General features: G+C 38.0%; 13 protein-coding genes. 7 read left to right on the forward strand and 6 right to left on the reverse strand.

Annotated features, from left to right (window positions below; all coding sequences use genetic code 11):
- Positions 1 to 11 precede the first annotated feature (11 nt).
- Genes ACY2A0_RS17095 through ACY2A0_RS17110 form a run of 4 tightly spaced genes read right to left on the reverse strand, consistent with a single transcriptional unit; the run spans position 12 to position 5782 of the window.
- Complete coding sequence (locus tag ACY2A0_RS17095) at positions 12 to 659, reverse strand: response regulator (RefSeq protein ID WP_461791713.1); 648 nt, start codon at positions 657 to 659, stop codon at positions 12 to 14.
- A gap of 8 nt (positions 660 to 667) precedes the next feature.
- Positions 668 to 2788, reverse strand: coding sequence for a sensor histidine kinase (locus tag ACY2A0_RS17100; RefSeq protein WP_461791714.1), 2121 nt, complete (start codon positions 2786 to 2788; stop codon positions 668 to 670).
- Entirely contained in the window at positions 2785 to 3501 is a 717-nt protein-coding gene (locus ACY2A0_RS17105) for a hypothetical protein (protein WP_461790593.1), read from the reverse strand. The genes ACY2A0_RS17100 and ACY2A0_RS17105 overlap by 4 nt, the downstream gene beginning before the upstream one ends.
- Positions 3488 to 5782, reverse strand: a complete 2295-nt coding sequence (locus tag ACY2A0_RS17110) for an Rv1355c family protein (protein WP_461791715.1) — start codon at positions 5780 to 5782, stop codon at positions 3488 to 3490. Before ACY2A0_RS17110 ends, ACY2A0_RS17105 begins: the two co-directional genes overlap by 14 nt.
- A 153-nt stretch (positions 5783 to 5935) precedes the next feature.
- On the opposite strand from ACY2A0_RS17110, the gene ACY2A0_RS17115 reads away from it, so the two are divergent.
- The 5 genes from ACY2A0_RS17115 to ACY2A0_RS17135 all read left to right on the forward strand — a co-directional run bounded on the left by ACY2A0_RS17115 (position 5936) and on the right by ACY2A0_RS17135 (position 14283).
- Positions 5936 to 6391: a response regulator gene (locus tag ACY2A0_RS17115; protein WP_461790595.1), complete on the forward strand. Its 456-nt coding sequence runs from the start codon at positions 5936 to 5938 to the stop codon at positions 6389 to 6391.
- A gap of 130 nt (positions 6392 to 6521) precedes the next feature.
- On the forward strand, positions 6522 to 10064 hold the full coding sequence (locus tag ACY2A0_RS17120) for a PKD domain-containing protein (protein ID WP_461790596.1): 3543 nt from the start codon (positions 6522 to 6524) through the stop codon (positions 10062 to 10064).
- Positions 10061 to 11029, forward strand: coding sequence for a PorP/SprF family type IX secretion system membrane protein (locus ACY2A0_RS17125; protein ID WP_461790597.1), 969 nt, complete (start codon positions 10061 to 10063; stop codon positions 11027 to 11029). Before ACY2A0_RS17120 ends, ACY2A0_RS17125 begins: the two co-directional genes overlap by 4 nt.
- Positions 11030 to 11047: 18 nt before the next feature.
- Positions 11048 to 13261 carry a PKD domain-containing protein gene (locus tag ACY2A0_RS17130; RefSeq protein ID WP_461791716.1) on the forward strand — a complete coding sequence of 738 codons (2214 nt, stop codon included), beginning with the start codon at positions 11048 to 11050 and terminating at the stop codon, positions 13259 to 13261.
- Positions 13258 to 14283, forward strand: coding sequence for a PorP/SprF family type IX secretion system membrane protein (locus tag ACY2A0_RS17135; RefSeq protein ID WP_461790599.1), 1026 nt, complete (start codon positions 13258 to 13260; stop codon positions 14281 to 14283). The genes ACY2A0_RS17130 and ACY2A0_RS17135 overlap by 4 nt, the downstream gene beginning before the upstream one ends.
- Positions 14284 to 14316: 33 nt before the next feature.
- On the opposite strand, the gene rpoN is transcribed toward ACY2A0_RS17135, so the two are convergent.
- Positions 14317 to 15792, reverse strand: a complete 1476-nt coding sequence (gene rpoN, locus ACY2A0_RS17140; RefSeq protein ID WP_461790600.1) for an RNA polymerase factor sigma-54 — start codon at positions 15790 to 15792, stop codon at positions 14317 to 14319.
- 126 nt (positions 15793 to 15918) lie between these two features.
- Here rpoN and mscL point away from each other — a divergent pair, with 126 nt between their 5' ends.
- Together mscL and ACY2A0_RS17150 are read left to right on the forward strand one after the other, a co-directional pair.
- A complete protein-coding gene (mscL, locus tag ACY2A0_RS17145) occupies positions 15919 to 16353 on the forward strand; it encodes a large conductance mechanosensitive channel protein MscL (RefSeq protein WP_461790601.1) in 435 nt (144 codons plus the stop codon).
- A gap of 67 nt (positions 16354 to 16420) precedes the next feature.
- On the forward strand, positions 16421 to 16846 hold the full coding sequence (locus tag ACY2A0_RS17150) for a nuclear transport factor 2 family protein (protein ID WP_461790602.1): 426 nt from the start codon (positions 16421 to 16423) through the stop codon (positions 16844 to 16846).
- Here ACY2A0_RS17150 and ACY2A0_RS17155 read toward each other — a convergent pair whose 3' ends face one another.
- Entirely contained in the window at positions 16847 to 17857 is a 1011-nt protein-coding gene (locus ACY2A0_RS17155; RefSeq protein WP_461790603.1) for a LacI family DNA-binding transcriptional regulator, read from the reverse strand. It abuts the gene before it with no gap.
- Positions 17858 to 17937 lie beyond the last annotated feature (80 nt).

The raw sequence follows: 17937 nt of genomic DNA on the forward strand, positions 1-17937 counted from the left end.
AGTTTTAAAGTCTATTTCGCTGTGGTCAGGTACGTCTTTAGCATTTTTATAGTACTGTAGCGTTTTTGAATGTAGTAGTCAAGTTTGTTGGAACAGGTTTCAATCAATCCCCAATATTCGCCACTGGAATCGTACAGGCCTTCCATTTTAACTAAATTGATAATTCCAATTACCGAAACTAAAGGGGCTCTTAACTCATGGGATATGCTATATATAAATCGGTTGAGTTCATCGTTAGTTTTTTGAAGCTCAATCATTTTATTTCTCAAATCAATTTTTGCCTTGTAGGCATCATAGGCATTTTTAATTGAATTGTGAAGTTCTAAGTCGTTCCAAGGCTTAGTGATGTACCTATAAATATCGCCGTGATTAATAGCATCAGCTAAAGCTTCTATATCAGTATAACCAGTTAATAAAATACGAATAGGATCGGGGTGAGTGTTTACAATGCTCCTAAAAAATTCAACTCCCGTGGTATTCGGCATTTTTTGGTCGGCTATGATGACATGTACATCAATGTTCTGAAGTATGAGCAAACCTTCTGCAGCAGATATTGCCGTGTAGATTTCGTACATGCGCCTAAAACTGGCACGGAAAGCCTGGAGATTATTTTCCTCGTCATCGATATATAAAACGCGTACGGTAGGAGTGCTCATCATAATGTAAGTTATGGTATATTTACATGCAATGTAATAATAAATTCAGTACCTTTTCCAACTTCTGAAACAACTTCTATATGCCCTTTGTGTTTTTCAATGATACTGAACACAATAGACAATCCTAATCCAGTTCCTTCGCCAATATCTTTCGTAGTAAAAAATGGTTCAAAAATACGATGCTTCACCTCTTCACTCATGCCGGTGCCGCTATCTTTTATGCTCACAAATACTTGCTGACTATCATACCAACTCTTGATAGTTAAAAATTCTTCGTTAGCTTGTACATCTTTACTTTTGATAGCCTGCACTGCATTGGACACCAAGTTCATAAATACTTGGTTTATTTTGCCCGGCATGCACTCTACTTTAGGTAAGTTGCCCAATTCTTTAATTACAACAAGATTGTCAGGCAAAGTGTTTCTAATTAAAACCAATGTGGATAAAAGGCCCTCGTTAATATCAATGGCTTTCATATCTGTTTCATCCACGCGACTAAAATTTCTTAAGCTTCTAATAATTTCGGCGGTTCGCTTAGCTCCCTCACTAATTCCAGACAGTAAGGATGTGATCTCGTTATTGATAAAACCTAGGTCAATTTGTTTTTTATAAGCTTCAATTTCTTCAAACTGAGGTTTAATATCTTTTTCAAAATCAATTTTTTCGTACCTATTAATGATGTCTTTCAAATCATCAATATCCAATTGTAACGGCTTCACATTTGAGGTCACGAAGTTGATCGGATTGTTGATTTCGTGGGCAATACCAGCGGTAAGTTGTCCTAATGCTGCCATCTTCTCGGCATCAACCAATTGAGATTGAGTAGATTTTAGGTTGTTTAGCGTTTCATTTAGGATTGTATTTGCACTTTCAAGTTCTTCTGTACGTTCCCTTACTTTTTTCTCCAAAATGATGTTTTGTTCCTTAATCAGTTTTTGGTTTTCTAAAGAAGCGTTTAAAGCCTGTACTTGTGCGGTCTCGTTTTCTTTCTTGAAATAGTTGATTTTATCGGCAAGGGCAAATGACAGCAACATTACCTCTATGGCAGATGATAACTGTAATAAATAAGTAGTTAACGTATTGTAAGGAAGCACACCGTAGTCTTTCAAAACAAAAAGTATCGCTCCAACCAGTAATATCGACCAAGCTAAAAGATAAAAACCAGCAGGTTTAAAATGTTTTTTAAAATAAACGTAGTAAGAAGCATACATAGCGATAGCTGCCCCTAACAACGTTAAAATCTGCATTAAAATAAAGGTTGATGAACTTCCAATTATCAAAAGAGTTCCCAAGCACATCATCACCAAGCAAAGATAAATTTTGAATAGCTTATGTGATAAAGGGGAAAATAACTTAGTGTTGAGGAAAGATATCGTAAATAAACATGCAGAAGCGAGTCCTAAGAGAGAATATAGCACTACGGAGTTTTGATTCATAAAAGAATCTGCATCCCAAATATATCGAAGTCCATAGCCTTGTATTGATATTTGTGCCAACCACGTAAAGAGGATATAAAAAACATAAAATATATAACTTCTATCACGTACAACAACGAATAAGAATAAGTTGTATACGAACATAATGAGCATTATACCGGTATAAATACCAAAAATAATGTCTCTCAGTGCGTGTTTTTCAAGGAGTTCGTATTCTTTTTTTACGGAAATTTTGGTGATGAAAACCTCATGCGGTCTCAGTTTGAGATATAAAATATCACCTTTCTTCAGCGTTGTAGGCAACATGAAAGAAAAGCCTTGGCTATTTTTAGCTTTGCCTTTATTATATAAATCAAATGACTTGATTAAGGAATCACGCTGCGCAGTTCGTTTCAAAAAAAGGTTTGCTAGCTGAAAACGAGCTTGATCTATACTTAGTAGCTCATTTTTAAAACGGGTTGCATCTTTAGAAACTAGTTTGATCCAAAAAGTGTGGTCGCTAGTTCCAAAGTTTAAAATATTGGCATTGGTTTCAGTAAAGGTCATTTTCTCTACTTGATCCAAGGTTTTCGAGTTAGTTTTGTCTTCCAGATAATACGTTTTGAACAACTCTCCAGTACCTTGTTCGGCATAGCATGTGTTGTACCATAACGTTACTATGCTGAAAAAAAAGAAGATGACTTTCAGCTGTTTCATACTCTTGACAAATCAAACACTAATGTAACCTCAGTACCAATTTTTGACATTACCTGTTTGGTATGTACAATATCTTTTCTCATGGTAAGAATGTTTGTTTTTTCTGGTTCCAGGGCCAACGGTAAATTTACGATATCGTGGTTAAACATTACTGTTGCTGTCATATCGTCTTTAGGATAATAGAATTTTCCATTGTTTCCTAACTCTTTTACGGGCTCAAACCCTCCGCGAACCACGTTTCTATAGGTTGCTGGTGCAGCTAATCCAAATAATGTTTTAAGGTTAATAAACTCGGCGCATGCCACACAAGCGGTACTCAGGTGATTACTTCCTACGCCTAAGCCTGCAACTTCAAACGAGTTCCAAACACCTGCTACTTCGCCGGTACCTACATCGGTGTAGTCATCAACCATTTTGTAAATTTTATCATCCATATAGCCAACTGCATCCTCAACAGGAAGTTTATTTATTCGGTTTGCTCTATGTATTCTTCCTCCTCCAACAGCTTTGCCAGTATCGCCATCGGTTACTAACATCACATAAACATCGGGGTTTAATATCCAGTCGGCTTTTGCTGAGGTAATTTGGGTAATCCCAAAAATTTCCAGTACCCTTCGGTGGCCATCCATAAAATTAATACAAGCTTCTCTATCATCAATAGCTCTAAAGGCTGTAAAATTGATGCGCTTTATTTCTGAGTTATGCCCTTCCAATGGAGAAAATTTTTTCGTTTGACTTTCTGATGGTTTTTTCTGGAGATGCGCTAGTCTTAAAAATTCTAAACATAAACATTGAAGTTGAATCTTGAGACTTTTCAAAGATAGTATTAAACTCCTTTTCTGCCTGCGTTAAATACAACTTTCTTTCATCTGATAAAGTTATACTTTTCTCCACTGAATTTTTATAGAAAAACAATAGGGGTACATTAACGGGATGTATTTGCAAACCAAGTGCAGTTGCACCTAGCCACATCTTTTCGGCTGCTATGCCGCAATTTATCCAAGATTCAACCGCGTTGTTAGGCATTGAAATTAATCCTATAGCAGAAGAACTCATAAACTGCTGTGTAAGTAGCCTTCCGAAAGCTCCGCCGCCGTTTATTTCCTCTAGGAAGTTAATCATCCGGCGGTCTCTTAACAATCTGATACCGTATTGGTCATTTATTCCCAAATCTAGCGTATGTATACCTATACCATCTTCGGTTTGTTTTACTTCTTCAGGGGTCCAACGCATCTCTTTAACAATGAAATCTTCATGTGCTTCAGGGATAAACATTCTAAACAAATCAGTTGTGGTTGCTATTTCCGAAAGTCTTTTGATTTTCGTTGCATCCTCTATAAAAGTTAACGAAGCACCATTAGTTTGTTGCACTAAACTGCTTAGGTACTTCTTGTGGTCATTAGAAAGCGGTGTGCGTTCGGGACTTTTTCTATTCGTATGTCTAAACGGAATTTGTTGTTCTAAAATTTGTTGCTCTTCTGTAGCCTCAGCGCCGTTGGCGAAACTGAAAATAGCCAAGTGTTTAGGAGCAAGTTCTGGAGTTAAGCTCCAATTTACAGTCAGCTTTTTAGCACTTGCTGCTAATAGCAAATTTTCAATGGCCGAACCGATAGAGGTGTAAGATGATACGAACTGAGGATCCAAGTACGCGGCGGCAGTACCTACGTCCATAAATAAATGTAATTTTTTATTTTGGTAGTGCCAGCGCCACGGTTGACTATTGCCGCCTGAAGGCGCCTTTTTTACAGCTTCTATTAAATAAATTATTTCCTCATCACTTAGTTCCTTTGCACCATCTTTCGCAAAGCGATCCAGTTGATTTTCATTTATAAAGTCAACAAGGTCTTCGGTAGTAAGTGGTTTGTTATTAACGTTTTCTTTTACAGTACTTTCTTTCTCTGTCGGATTAACAATCATCTCATCTAAATCCAAAAAATACCTTCCAGATACGCGAAGTGAATTCAGTAATATTTTGCGAGAAAGATCGGCGCTAACCCCACCACCAAAAGTCACCGCACTTGCTAGCTGAGGCCAGGTAGATATGGAGCTCATTAGTTCCACAGCTGAGGCCTTCATCCTCGGCGACAGTGTTTCGAAACCTGTTACTGCAGCAATGTAAGGAACTTTTTCATCGAAGGTTTTCAAGTGCCTGAACTTCTTCATGTCCAAGTGATCAACCATTCCATGTAAAATCGCTCGATCAGGCTCCAAGTCAAAACGCTCAATGTCGATAGTTCCCCTGTCGCTGCCCTCCATCAAAACCGGTATTTGTAGTTGTTTAGCTACTTCTCTAACACTAATTTTAATATCGAAGCTGTCACATTCATCTATGAGGAGATCAAGTTGTCCATTGTCGGTTAAAAAATTTAAGATGTTTTCATCGGTAATACCGCTATCAAAACAAACTACATTTAAATAGGGGTCAATTTCTGCTATTTCTCTCGCAACAATTACCGTTTTCTTGATGCCTATGTTTTGTACACCTGTTCTGATTCTGTTGATGTTACTTAAATCCAGCTCATCAAAATCCGCAATGCGCAGTTCACCGAAACCTCTTTCCATTGCCAGTGTTAACGAGACAGATTGCCCTACCGACAGGCCAATAACTCCAATCTTTTTAGTGGATAATATTTGCTGCTCTTTTTCTGTGATTTTGTGCTTGTTCCGGTTAGTCCTAACGGTAACAAATTCTTGTTCGTCTAAAATGTGCACAAGTTTGTTAGACCAAGGATAATGTACCCACACTCCATACTCGTCACTATTTCCAAGCCTTTCAATCGCCATTTTTTCGAGCTCGCTTTTAGGGAGCATACCATTTAACGGATTGATGCACTTTAAAAGCTCAATTACTTGCGCTTCGATAGTGTTGAAAACTTGTAACCCGTTACTCTCGGAAAGAATTTGATAAAACTTAGCTTTGTCTTCGTTTTTGGAAAGTCTTAGTATCAGTGGCTTGTATAAATCTTTGTTTTCTTTTGCTTGTTCTACAAGCATTTTTAAAACAGAGGGAACAGCGTCATTAATATACATTGTCGTATTTTAAAGATGAATTTTCGGCATAAAAAGTGGTTTTCCATAGTTAAAACACTAAATTAGTTTTTTAGAATTACATTAAAAAAGTATTTTTAACTTTTTATTACTTGAAAAATGACAGCTAATATCCTTTACGTTGATGATGAACCACATAATTTAAGTGCATTTGCGGCAACTTTCCGCAGATTGTACAAAGTTTTTACTGCTGAGTCCGCTGATGAGGGGCGAAAGATTCTGGATAATGAAAATATCCAGGTTGTGATTACCGACCAACGCATGCCTAAAACTACAGGTGTTGAATTTTTGGCTTCTATTTTAGAAAACCACCCTGATCCAATTAGGATGATTCTGACAGGCTATACAGATATTGACGCAGTAATTGATGCAATCAATAAAGGACAAGTTTACAGATACATTCAAAAGCCGTGGATGGAGGAAGACCTTCGTATTAATATTGATAAGGCCATAGAAATTTACACGCTACGAAAAGAAAATAGGGAACTAACAGAAAAGCTCTTAGTTGCTAACCAACAACTTGAGTTTATCGCTCGTCAAAACCTGTTATCTTAGCTTTGTTTAGATGTGCTTAACTTTGCCGATACATTTTATTATTTTACCGATACTTCAATAATTTAAGCTTAATATCTTGTTAGATTCACACTGTTCGTAGGTTTCCACCTTAATATGTTTTCAATTTGAAATGAAAAACAGATTTCTGCTTATCTTTTTGAGCTTGTTTTTTGGGTTTAATGTGCTTCTTTTTGCGCAAACAACTTCTAATAAGGGAACCGATTTTTGGGTTGCTTATGCTGGGCATATTGATGGATTGGGATCGCGGATGACGCTTTTTTTGTCGTCAGAAGTGAATACTACCTATCAGGTTAAATTTGGCAACGTAGTAATTTCAAGTGGTACAATAACGGCGAATGTGGTAAAGCCTGTGTTCATTGATCCCAACACCTATAATGTTTACATTGGAAGTTCGGACGTGTTGGAAATTAACAAAGGAATTAACGTTACTGCAGCAAATGCAATTTCATTATATTGTGTTATTTCCAATAATGCACGCACAGGGTCAACGCTAGTGCTACCAACATCGGCACTGGAGCAAGAATATTACGTTTTTTCTCAACAGAATACCGGCGCAACCAATGGTTCAGCTAACTCTGAGTTCACTATTGTGGGTACTAAAGACGGTACCAAAGTAGAAATAACGCCTACGCAAAGTAATAGAAACGGTACAAGATTAGCCAATGTGACGTTTACCATTACCTTAAATAAAGGTGATATCTACCAATACCAGGCTATAAATGATTTGACCGGTTCACAAGTCAAATCAGTAAGTGGATGCGCCCCAATAGCCGTTTTTTCCGGTACCACTTGGTCTGCATATTGTGAACTGGGTAATTCTCGGGTAGGAACTACCAACTTTAGCCCAAATGGTGGGGATAACTTATTTCAACAGTTATTTCCAGTCACTGCTTGGGGCCGTAATTTTGTTTCTGCACCTTTCTATAACACGCTTAACGGCAACACTGACATCATTAAGATTATTGTTTCCGAAGATAATACTACCGTTTCGGTAAATGGGAGCACTACACTGGCAAACGGTATACCTTTAACTAATCCATACCGTAAAGGAAGCGTTATTACCTTTTACAGTAATACACCTAATGTAATTAAAGCTACTTTGCCAATAGCAGTGGCACAATTTCAGACTTCCCAGAACTGTAACTTAAATAATGCAGCGTCGTCGGGTCAAGGAGGCCCTTATCTCGGCGATCCGGAGATGACAATTTTAAATCCTATTGAGCAGACATTAAAAGATATAGCGGTTTATTCGAAGTTGAATAGTGTTCCTGGTGTGAATACCAATATTTCAAAATATTTCCTGAACATTATTATCAAGACAGTCGATATCCCAGGATTTACACTTGACGGTGCTGCTATTTCAAGTCAGTTTAAACCTATTGCAGATGGCGAATACAGTTATGCTGTAGTGGACGTTACTAACTCTGGCGATCAACACCGTTTAATTGCAAGCGGAGGATTTGTAGCTATTGCTTACGGCTATGGACAGGTAGAGTCCTATGCCTATTTGGCGGGAACAGATTTGAAGAATCTAAAGAGTAATATCCAGGCTTTCAACAGCGGAAGTACCGTTGCTTCAACTAATTTTTGCCTTGGAACTAACTTTGATTTTATATTAAAACTTCCGTATATAACGGATAAAATAACTTGGACACTGAATAACGGAGCCAAGGTTGAAGTAGTCAATACTCCGCCTTACACCACTAAAGTAGAAGATGGCCAAACTTATTATCTCTACAATTACTCATTGTCTTCGGCGTTTTTTTCGAACTCTGGAAATTATGTGCTAAAGGCATTAATTCAGAAACCAGCGGCCGCCATTTGTGCTAACGATGAGGAGATTTTCACCACCTTCGATGTGTTTTCTCCAAATTTCACCAATCCTGCTGAAGCTTGTGTAAATACAGATGTTCAATTTACGGATACTTCGCCACGTACTGGAGGTAATATTAAAACATGGGCTTGGGATTTTGGCGATGGGGTAATTAGTAGCAACCAAAATCCTAAACATAAATTTCTAACCACTGGTACAAAGACAGTGAGGTTAACTGTTACTACGGATTTGGGCTGTAATCTAACCGTAACCAAAACCATAAATATATTAGCGGCGCCAAAGTCGGCTTTCACTGCCATAGGACCTTTTTGCCCAAATGCTACAATTCAATTTAATAATGAAAGTACCTTTGTTAACTCCAATATTGTAAGCAGAGTTTGGGATTTTGGAAATGGAGCACCTACGTCAACTGCAGTTTCGCCTACAGCAGTTTATCCCTTGGCTGGAAATTATAATGTAAAACTGATCTCTACTTCATCTAGCGGATGCGCTGATACTATTATTAAAACGATAACTATTTATGAAACGCCAGAAGTGACATTTAATGATCCAGGTTCTTGCGTGAACGATTTGGTGGCGTATGAAGGGGTGGCCGTTAAAGGCACCATTACAACTTGGTTGTGGGATTTTGGTGATGGATCCAATGACGTGTCGCAAAAGACATTACAAAATCCTAAGCATAAATACACCGCCCCTGGAACATATTTGGTAAAATTAACCGCTAGCTCTGATAAGGGCTGTCCGGTGGTTTTTACGCGACAGATTTCAATTAGTGGAAGTAATCCGAATCCGATCTTCGAAGTAAAAAATGCAAATACTAAATTCTGCGCAGATATTGATGTCAGTTTTGAAAATAAAAGTACAATAGGCTTTGGTAACATCACAAAGTTAGAATGGATATTTGACTATAAAGTAGGCGGGCCGAATGTCCCTGTAGTAGATAATGCCCCTACATTCGGAAAAATATACACGCACAAATACCCGAACGCCACCAGTATAGTAACCTATAAAGTGGTACTTAGAGCTTATTCTGGTCAGCTATGTGTTAGTGAATCAGCTCCGGTAAATGTGACAATTTATCCAGCACCAATTTTAAAATTTAATGCCATCACATCACTTTGTGAAAATGACAATCCAGTGCAGTTGGTAGCGGTAGATGAGAACAGTTTAGCCGGTAGTTTTGTGTTTTCAGGAACTGCAGTTACACCATCTGGCGTATTTAGTCCACGCATCGCCGGACCTGGAAATTTCAACATCAAATGCGTTTATAATGCTAATGGTTGTACCGCCGAAAAAAATATAAACATTACCGTTGATAAACTACCTGTGGTAACTATGCCGCCAAATGCAGATATTTTGGTAGGTGGCGAAAAACAAATAAATGTGGTTGCCACTGGCGATAATTTAAAATTTAAATGGTTGCCAGCGGATGGACTGAGCGCCGACGATGTTTTTAATCCAATCGCTAAGCCCACTAAAACAACGAAGTATACCTTAACTGTTACGTCTAATAGTTGCGATTTAGTATACGATTATGTAGTTACAGTTCATGAAGAACCGATCATTCCAAATGTATTTAGCCCTAACGCAGATGGGAAAAACGATACTTGGAATGTCAAGTACTTCGAAACTTTACCTAACGGAAGTATTACCATTTTTAACCGTTATGGGCAAAATGTATTTAGTGCATCGCCTTATTTAAAGCCATGGGACGGGCGTTATAACGGTTCAGATTTACCTATTGGCGTTTATTATTACATTATCGAACCCAATAATGGAAAGAAGAAATACACAGGTTCGCTTACAATTTTAAGATGATACGAATAGGTTTTATCATTGGACTGCTTTTATGGTGCACAACTACCCAGGCACAGCAGCGCCCTCATTATTCTCAATATCTACAAAACATGTCTGTTTTAAATCCGGCAGTAACTGGATTGAATAAGGGAATGGATTTGAGATTGGGTGTCCGAAGCCAATGGCAAGGGTTAAAAGACGCTCCTAAAACTGGCTATGTTACGTTTAGTACGCCGATTTCCTTTGGTGGCGATATGGCAAATTATCGATCAAGTGACTTAGGTGTTTCCGAGCCAGTTACCAAAGATGACATGTACGACTACACCGCATCTATGCCTCACCATGCTTTTGGAGTTCTATTTTTAAACGATAAAACAGGCCCTTTAAATAGGGTTACCGGTAATTTAACTTACGCCTACCATCTGGCAGTAGGAGAAAGGGCAAATCTATCTATCGGTGTTGGTTTAGGAGCAAGTAGGCTAGGACTAAATTCATCTGCTTTGTTATTTGAAGAAGAAGGTGATCCTACCGTTGGTGGTGGAGGTGAAATCAATAAATATCTTCCCGACTTAAATGCAGGGATCTATTTTTATGGTCCCACATTTTATGTTGGGGCTTCTATGCAGCAAATCATTAAAAATAGCGTAGCTTTTGATGGCAACTTCAACGTTGGTAAAGAGGTGGCACACTACTTTGTAACCGTAGGTAATCAGTTTTGGATAAATAATAATTTTTCGGTTACGCCATCCGTTATGCTTAAGGTAGTTAACCCCCTGCCAAAGGCATTTGACTTGAATTTGAAATTTTCGTACAACAACAAGTTGTGGATTGGCGGTGGCTATAGGAAAGACGATGCTTTTTTTGGTACTTTTGGTTTTAGTGTAGCTAATATCGTTGTATTGGGCTACACTTATGATTATACTACTTCGAACTTAAACACAGTTTCAACTGGATCACATGAATTGACACTGAGAGTTTTGTTGTAGTACTTACCATTAGTGCCTATGAAAATATACCTGTTTTCTGCACTATTGTATTTTAGCTTTTTAACTCAAATTAGTGCCTTACCTGCATCTACTAGGGGCACAAATTTTTGGCTAAAATATAGTGCAAACAATTCGAGGTTGCAATTTCCATTGTGTAGTTCTCTGCCTTTGGACGTATTTTTTACAGCTAATACGCAAAATTATTTACGCGTAAACAGCTGCTATTCAGTTGATAATAGAACTGTTTTTTTTAGTTTAAATGGAGGGGATAGTCATGTTGGTCCCAGTCGATCTAACCATGACAAAGCACCCTCAGCAGCGGCAGCTTTAATAAATGTTGATTTTGAAACACCAGATTACTGCGTTTCAGATGGTATTGCTGTTTTTTCGAATAAAACGATAAATAGCGGGGGCGGTAACTTAACTTATCTATGGAATTTTGGTGATAACTTAGCTGGATCACAAGATCCAAATACTTCAACGGAGATAGATGGCAAGCACGTATACCATTTTATTGGTGTTTATGAAGTAACATTAACAGTTACGTCTGACGATGGATCTGTTGTTACTTTAAAAAAGCAGTTTAGGGTAAATGGAGATTTGCCTAAAGCCGGCTTTGAGGTCTTGGATCAGAATAAACTGTGTAGTTATAACATGGTTGAATTTAAAGATGAGGCGACGGTAGATTTCGGGGAAGTAACAAAAATTGAATGGTATTTCGATTTTGCTAACAAAAATACGCCAGATGTTGTTGATGTAAACCCAACAAGTAGGGATGGACTACCGAAGATTTACAGTTTTAAATATCCAACATTTAATGATGTAGAAAGTAAAACCTATATCGTTAAAATGAAGGTTTATTCTGGACAATCATGTGCCGATGAGCAAGTAAAGACCATCACAGTCTACGGAACTCCGGTCGCCGACTTTTCATTGCAATCGTCTTGTTTAACGGATGGAGTGGCCAAGTTTTCTACTTATGCGCTACCTGATGCTAATTTGGCCTATTTGTGGGATTTTGGCGATTTAAATGCCACTGAACAAAATCCAAACGTCTCAAATTTAAAGGATCCCGACCATAGATATACTGTTGCAGGCAAGTACAATGTAAAGTTAGTCGTTACTAACCCTGCGGGCTGCCAATTAGTACTGAACAAAGAAATTACCATAGATGGCGCACAACCAATTGCTGATTTTGAAATTTTAAATCCAAGTGCGTTGTGTGCTCAATCTGCTGTAACGATATTAGATAAAACAACTTTAGCTTTTGGCGAGGTAACGAAGTTAGAGTTATATTATGATTTTGATAATGATCCGAGCGTAGTGGAGGTAGATTACTCGCCGGGTAGTGGAATTAATCGTAAGCGCTACACCCATCAGTACCCTAGCTTTAGTTTTCCGTCCACTAAAATATTTGTTATTAAAATGGTGGCTTATGTGGGCAACACTTGCGTTTCATCGGTCGAAAAAAGCATCACCATTAATGCCACACCAGTAATAGAATTTCCGTCAATTAACGAAATATGCTCCGAAGCGCCAGATGTACAGTTATTTGCACAAGAAATAAACGAAATTCCTGGTTTTGGAGTTTTTACAGGGCCAGGTTTAAGTTCTAGCGGTATGTTCAGCCCATCAGTGGCTGGTCCAGGATTACATGATCTTACCTACACTTTCACTTCACAAGCTGGTTGTGTAGCGCAAAAAACAATCCAAGTCACGGTGCAGCCAACACCAGTCGTTAATGCTGGCCAAGATAAAGTCATTTTTGAGGGAGAGCAATTCAGGTTTAATGCAACTGCTAGCGGAGCACAAAATTTGATTTACAAATGGTCGCCGTCTACCGGTTTGGATAGAGACGATGTGCTAAATCCCCTGGTAAAAGCTACCGAAGATATGATTTATACGCTCACCGTGCAGAGCGATAAAGGTTGTCTCAAATCTGATGATGTTTATGTAAAAGTGTTGGGCCATCCGTCTATTCCATCTGCAATTAGTCCCAATGGAGATGCTATAAATGATGTTTGGAACATCAAACAGCTAGAAAAATACACTTTTGTAAAAGTCAGCATTTACGACAGAGCTGGCGAACGTATTTTCGAGAGTAGTGGCTATAAAGTTCCGTTTGATGGTACTTATAACGGGAAGCCGCTGCCTGTAGGAGTGTATTACTATGTTATTATTTTATCTGGCTATGATAAGCCCATAACAGGCACTTTAACTATAATCAAATGAAGTATCTACGTCATACGTATTGTCTGTTAAGTTTGATTATTGTTGGTGCCAACGAATCGAATGGGCAACAGCGCCCTCAATACACTCAGTATGTTTTCAATAATTATTTACTGAATCCTGCATTAAGTGGTACAGAAAATAGTGTAGATGTTAAATTAGGTCACCGAATGCAATGGAGCGGTTTGAAGGATGCGCCGCAGACCTCATTTGTATCTGCACATTGGAGCTTAGGATCAGATTACCTATGGCAAAATCCATTATCCTTACCAAGAGAAAGCGACAACCCGATGAGCAAGAGTTATATGCGGCATTATACATCCTCGCCCGCTCACTATGGTGTCGGAGTAATGGCAGTGTCGGATAGGACAGGGCCCATATCAAGGATTGATGCGGGTATGAGTTATGCTTATCACCTGCAACTCAGCGGCACTAACAATTTATCTGTCGGTACTTATATAGGATTAAGTAGAATCTCGCTAGATGAGAATGCATTAGATTTAGAAACTGATGGAGATCCAGCACTTTCAGATGTACTAGCAACACAATTTAAGCCTGATGCATCTATTGGCGTCTGGTTATATGGAGCTAGGTTTTTTGCTGGGCTTTCAGTGCAACAGGTTATACCACAGGTGCTTGCTTTTACGAAGAGTTCAAATTATAAGCAAGGTAAAACGGTACCACATTTTTTTGCAACTTCCGGATATAAATTATTCTTAGATGAGGAAATTTCTCTCATTCCGTCGTTCATGCTGAAAGGAGTTTCCAATCTTCCGCTTTCAGTAGATTTAAATGTTAAGCTTTCTTATAAAGACCAAATATGGATAGGTGGTAGCTACCGTAAATCAGACTCATTTTCGGGGATGGTTGGTTTCAATTTAAAACGATTTGCTAACCTCACTTACGCCTACGATCAAACAACGTCCACTCTTAACAGAGTATCAAACGGCACGCATGAAATAGTGCTAGGTATCCAAATAGATGGTGCTTACCAAGTGTTTAGCGGGGGTAGGACATGGCGGTAGCTGCCTTTCGAATTCAATAATTGAAAAGGATTGCTACAGTTCTTTTCTAAGCCTTGCCACCGGTATATTCATTTGCTCGCGATATTTAGCGACCGTTCTTCTTGCAATGTTGTAACCATGTTCTTTCAAAATCTCTGTTAAACGCTCGTCAGCAAGTGGTTTACGTTTATCTTCTTTGCCAATGCAATCTTCCAATATTTTTTTAACTTCTTTATTGGATACCTCTTCGCCACTTTCAGTTTGTATGGCCTCAGAGAAAAAAGATTTTAACAGGAACGTACCGAACTCTGTTTGTACATATTTAGAATTTGCTACCCTGGATACGGTTGATATGTCCATATCTATTTTATCTGCGATATCCTTTAAAATCATAGGACGCAGCTTGCGCTCATCGCCAGTTAAAAAATAATCGTATTGATAGTGCATAATGGCATTCATTGTTTTCAACAAAGTTTGCTGGCGCTGTCTAATTGCATCAATAAACCACTTTGCCGAATCCAATTTTTGTTTAACAAACTGCACTGCTTCTTTCATTTTTTTATCTTTTTGGGAAGCTTTTTCATAGTGCTCAAACATATCCATGTATGAACGGCTCACACGTAATTCAGGAGCATTTCTAGCATTCAACGTCAATATCAATACGCCATCATTATTGCTAATATGAAAATCAGGAATGATTTGCATTTGCTTGGTAGTAACTTGATTAGAGTCTCCTGGTTTTGGATTTAAGCGTAAGATTTCAGCTACTACTTCTTTGAGTTCTTCACTATTTAAGCCTACAGCACGCTCTAATTTATCGTAGTGTTTTCTAGTGAATTCATCCAAGTGGTGCTCAACGATGTCAATTGCTTTTTTGATTAACGGATTGCTTACATCTTTTCTCTTAAGTTGCAACGTTAAACATTCCTGCAAATCTCTAGCGGCAATACCTGGAGGATCAAAACTTTGTATAAGCTTTAACATTTCAAGCACATCTTCCTCTTCAACAATTACATTTTGGGAAAAGGCCAAATCGTCGATCATAGAGGTGATAGGCCTACGCAGGTAACCGTCATCATCAAGGCTACCAATAATTTGCTTTCCAATCACGAAATCTTGATCAGAGAGCGGAATTAAATCTAATTGTTGTTGTAAACTTTCAAAAAAAGTGGTTTCTATCGCAATAGGTGTTTCTTTTTTCTCTTCGTCATCATCACCATTGTTGTAGGAAGTACTGTAATCGTTAGTGTTGTCTTCTTGTAAATAATCGTCTACATTGAATTCATCTAGACTATTATCCTCTCCGGCATCACTGTCAAAATCTTCTTTTTCGTCATTTAAATCGTCATACTCACCTTTAGGTTCATCCAAAGAAATCAAACTTGAATCTTCCAAAGCAGGATTTTCCTCCAATTCTTCCTTTATACGAGTATCTAGTGCTACGGTAGGTACCTGCAACAACTTGATAAATTGGATTTGCTGTGGTGATAATTTCTGTAATAACTTTTGCTGAAGATGTTGTTTTAGCATAAATGGGAATAAAAGAGTTTTCAAAAATAAACAAATGCTTTATAATTTTGTTGGTTTATTTGATTAATTAATGTTCTTTTCGCTAAGTTTACATAGTTATATTTTTTGTAGAATAAGCAAATATTTATGGGATTTGTTAAAGAATTTAAAGAATTCGCCGTAAAAGGCAACGTAATGGACCTCGCGGTAGGGGTAATTATTGGAGGTGCATTTGGTAAAATAATAGACAGTGTGGTAAAAGATTTAGTGATGCCCATTGTTTCTGCGATAATAGGTCAACCAGATTTCAGTCAACTTTATTTGGTAATAAAAGGAGATGTGCCGGCGAACATGCCTTTAGAGGAAGCTAGAAAATTACCGGAAACAGCTATTTTCGCCTACGGAAATTTTATCACCGTTGCTATCAACTTTTTCTTACTAGCGTTAGTGATTTTTATAATGGTTAAAGGTATAAACTCATTGAAACGTAAAGAAGAAGCTGCACCATCCGCACCTCCAGCACCTTCAAAAGAACAAGTGTTGCTTACAGAAATTAGAGATTTATTGAAAAATAAACAATAACATGAACTCTTTGGCCGACGGATTACAATGCGTCGGTTTTTTTATTTCATAGAACAAACGTTAATTAATGAGAAAATTATTATTTGTAGTACTTTCTTTAGTTGCTTTTGGCACGTACGGTCAAGGTAAAAAAGATCTAGCACTTTTAAACGCTGTAGAAAAGCTAAAGGAAGCAATGGTTAGTGGTGATCGAAATGCTTTAGAATCCATTGCCGCTGCTGATTTGAACTATGGACATTCAAGTGGTAAAGTAGAGGATAAGGCGGCATTTGTAGAAAGTATAGCCAGTGGCAGATCTGATTTTGTAAGTATTGAATTAAAAAATCAGACCTATAAAATAACGGGTAAAACCGCTATTGTTAGACATCAACTGTTTGCTAAAACAAACGACGGAGGCAAGCCCGGCGAAGTTAGCCTAGGAATAATGCTCGTTTGGATTAAAGACGGTAAAGAATGGAAATTATTAGCTAGACAAGCTTATAAATTACCCTAACTATCTAATAAATAGCGAAGTGTCCAATACTTTCTTTTCAAAGTCTTCAATTGGATACTTCGATTCTATTATTTTAAGCAACATTTCGGTGGCTAATCGTCCAATTTCGTAGGCTGGCTGCCTAACTGAAGTAAGTGAAGGATTGAATAAGTCCAAGGCATCAGAATTGCTAAAACCGGCAATTGCCATATCTTTTGGTACATCTACTTTCAAGTTCTTGAAAACACTTAGGCAACCTGTACTCAGCCTATCGCCGGCAACAAATATTGCATCTGGCTTATCTTTTAAAGCCAGCAATTCTTTAATTGCATTTTCCGTTTCGTCATAAAGCATTCCACCATGCGGACAGTATTTTACATAACTTTCATTGAATGAAATGCCACTATCGGCCAGCGCTTTTTTATAGCCGCTTAACCGTTCAATACTAATAGAAAGGTAGCTAGAACTGGTTAGATGCGCTATTTTTTTGTATCCAGATTTGATTAGATATTTTGTAGCTTCATAGGCTCCCTTCTCATTGTCGGCTATCACTTTGTGAGTGATGATTTCATCGGCAACTCTATCGAAAAACACGATTGGCAAACCCTTATCATGCAAATTCTTTAAATGGGAAATGTCTGAAGTTTGAGAGGACAATGAAACTAGTAGTCCATCTACCGACCTTGATGCCAAATGGTTAACGTTAATAACTTCTCTGTCATATGATTCATGTGTCTGAGAAATGATAACGTGATAGCCTTTATCGTAAGCAATAGATTCAATACCGTCGATAGCTTGAGAAAAATAGCTATTTGCCACCTCGCTTACTACTACACCAATAGATTTGCTCCTGCGCTCTTTTAAACTTAAAGCAATAGGATTGGGTTTGTAACCTATTTGCTTGGCATAATCGGTCACTAATTTTTTTGTGGCCGGACTAATTTCATAGGTGTCCCTCAGGGCTCTGGAAACCGTAGAAGTGGATAGTCCAAGTGCTTTAGCAATATCTTTTATGGTAACGGGCTCAAACATGTTTGCAGTGTGTTTTTACGTAAGTGGCTAGCTTGAAAGTGTGTTTCAAAAATAGCACTATTTATCTATACTATTAAAGA

Origin of the sequence: Pedobacter sp., assembly GCF_965249885.1 — a bacterium.
GTDB lineage: Bacteria > Bacteroidota > Bacteroidia > Sphingobacteriales > Sphingobacteriaceae > Pedobacter.

What these genes read in the sequence shown, in the direction of transcription:
- ACY2A0_RS17115 (WP_461790595.1), top strand. Translation starts at nt 5,936, where the DNA reads ATGACAGCTAATATCCTTTACGTTGATGATGAACCACATAATTTAAGT.
- ACY2A0_RS17155 (WP_461790603.1), bottom strand. Translation starts at nt 17,857, where the DNA reads ATGTTTGAGCCCGTTACCATAAAAGATATTGCTAAAGCACTTGGACTA.
- ACY2A0_RS17110 (WP_461791715.1), bottom strand. Translation starts at nt 5,782, where the DNA reads ATGCTTGTAGAACAAGCAAAAGAAAACAAAGATTTATACAAGCCACTG.
- ACY2A0_RS17095 (WP_461791713.1), bottom strand. Translation starts at nt 659, where the DNA reads ATGATGAGCACTCCTACCGTACGCGTTTTATATATCGATGACGAGGAA.
- ACY2A0_RS17135 (WP_461790599.1), top strand. Translation starts at nt 13,258, where the DNA reads ATGAAGTATCTACGTCATACGTATTGTCTGTTAAGTTTGATTATTGTT.
- mscL (WP_461790601.1), top strand. Translation starts at nt 15,919, where the DNA reads ATGGGATTTGTTAAAGAATTTAAAGAATTCGCCGTAAAAGGCAACGTA.
- ACY2A0_RS17130 (WP_461791716.1), top strand. Translation starts at nt 11,048, where the DNA reads ATGAAAATATACCTGTTTTCTGCACTATTGTATTTTAGCTTTTTAACT.
- ACY2A0_RS17100 (WP_461791714.1), bottom strand. Translation starts at nt 2,788, where the DNA reads ATGAAACAGCTGAAAGTCATCTTCTTTTTTTTCAGCATAGTAACGTTA.
- ACY2A0_RS17120 (WP_461790596.1), top strand. Translation starts at nt 6,522, where the DNA reads ATGAAAAACAGATTTCTGCTTATCTTTTTGAGCTTGTTTTTTGGGTTT.
- ACY2A0_RS17125 (WP_461790597.1), top strand. Translation starts at nt 10,061, where the DNA reads ATGATACGAATAGGTTTTATCATTGGACTGCTTTTATGGTGCACAACT.
- rpoN (WP_461790600.1), bottom strand. Translation starts at nt 15,792, where the DNA reads ATGCTAAAACAACATCTTCAGCAAAAGTTATTACAGAAATTATCACCA.
- ACY2A0_RS17150 (WP_461790602.1), top strand. Translation starts at nt 16,421, where the DNA reads ATGAGAAAATTATTATTTGTAGTACTTTCTTTAGTTGCTTTTGGCACG.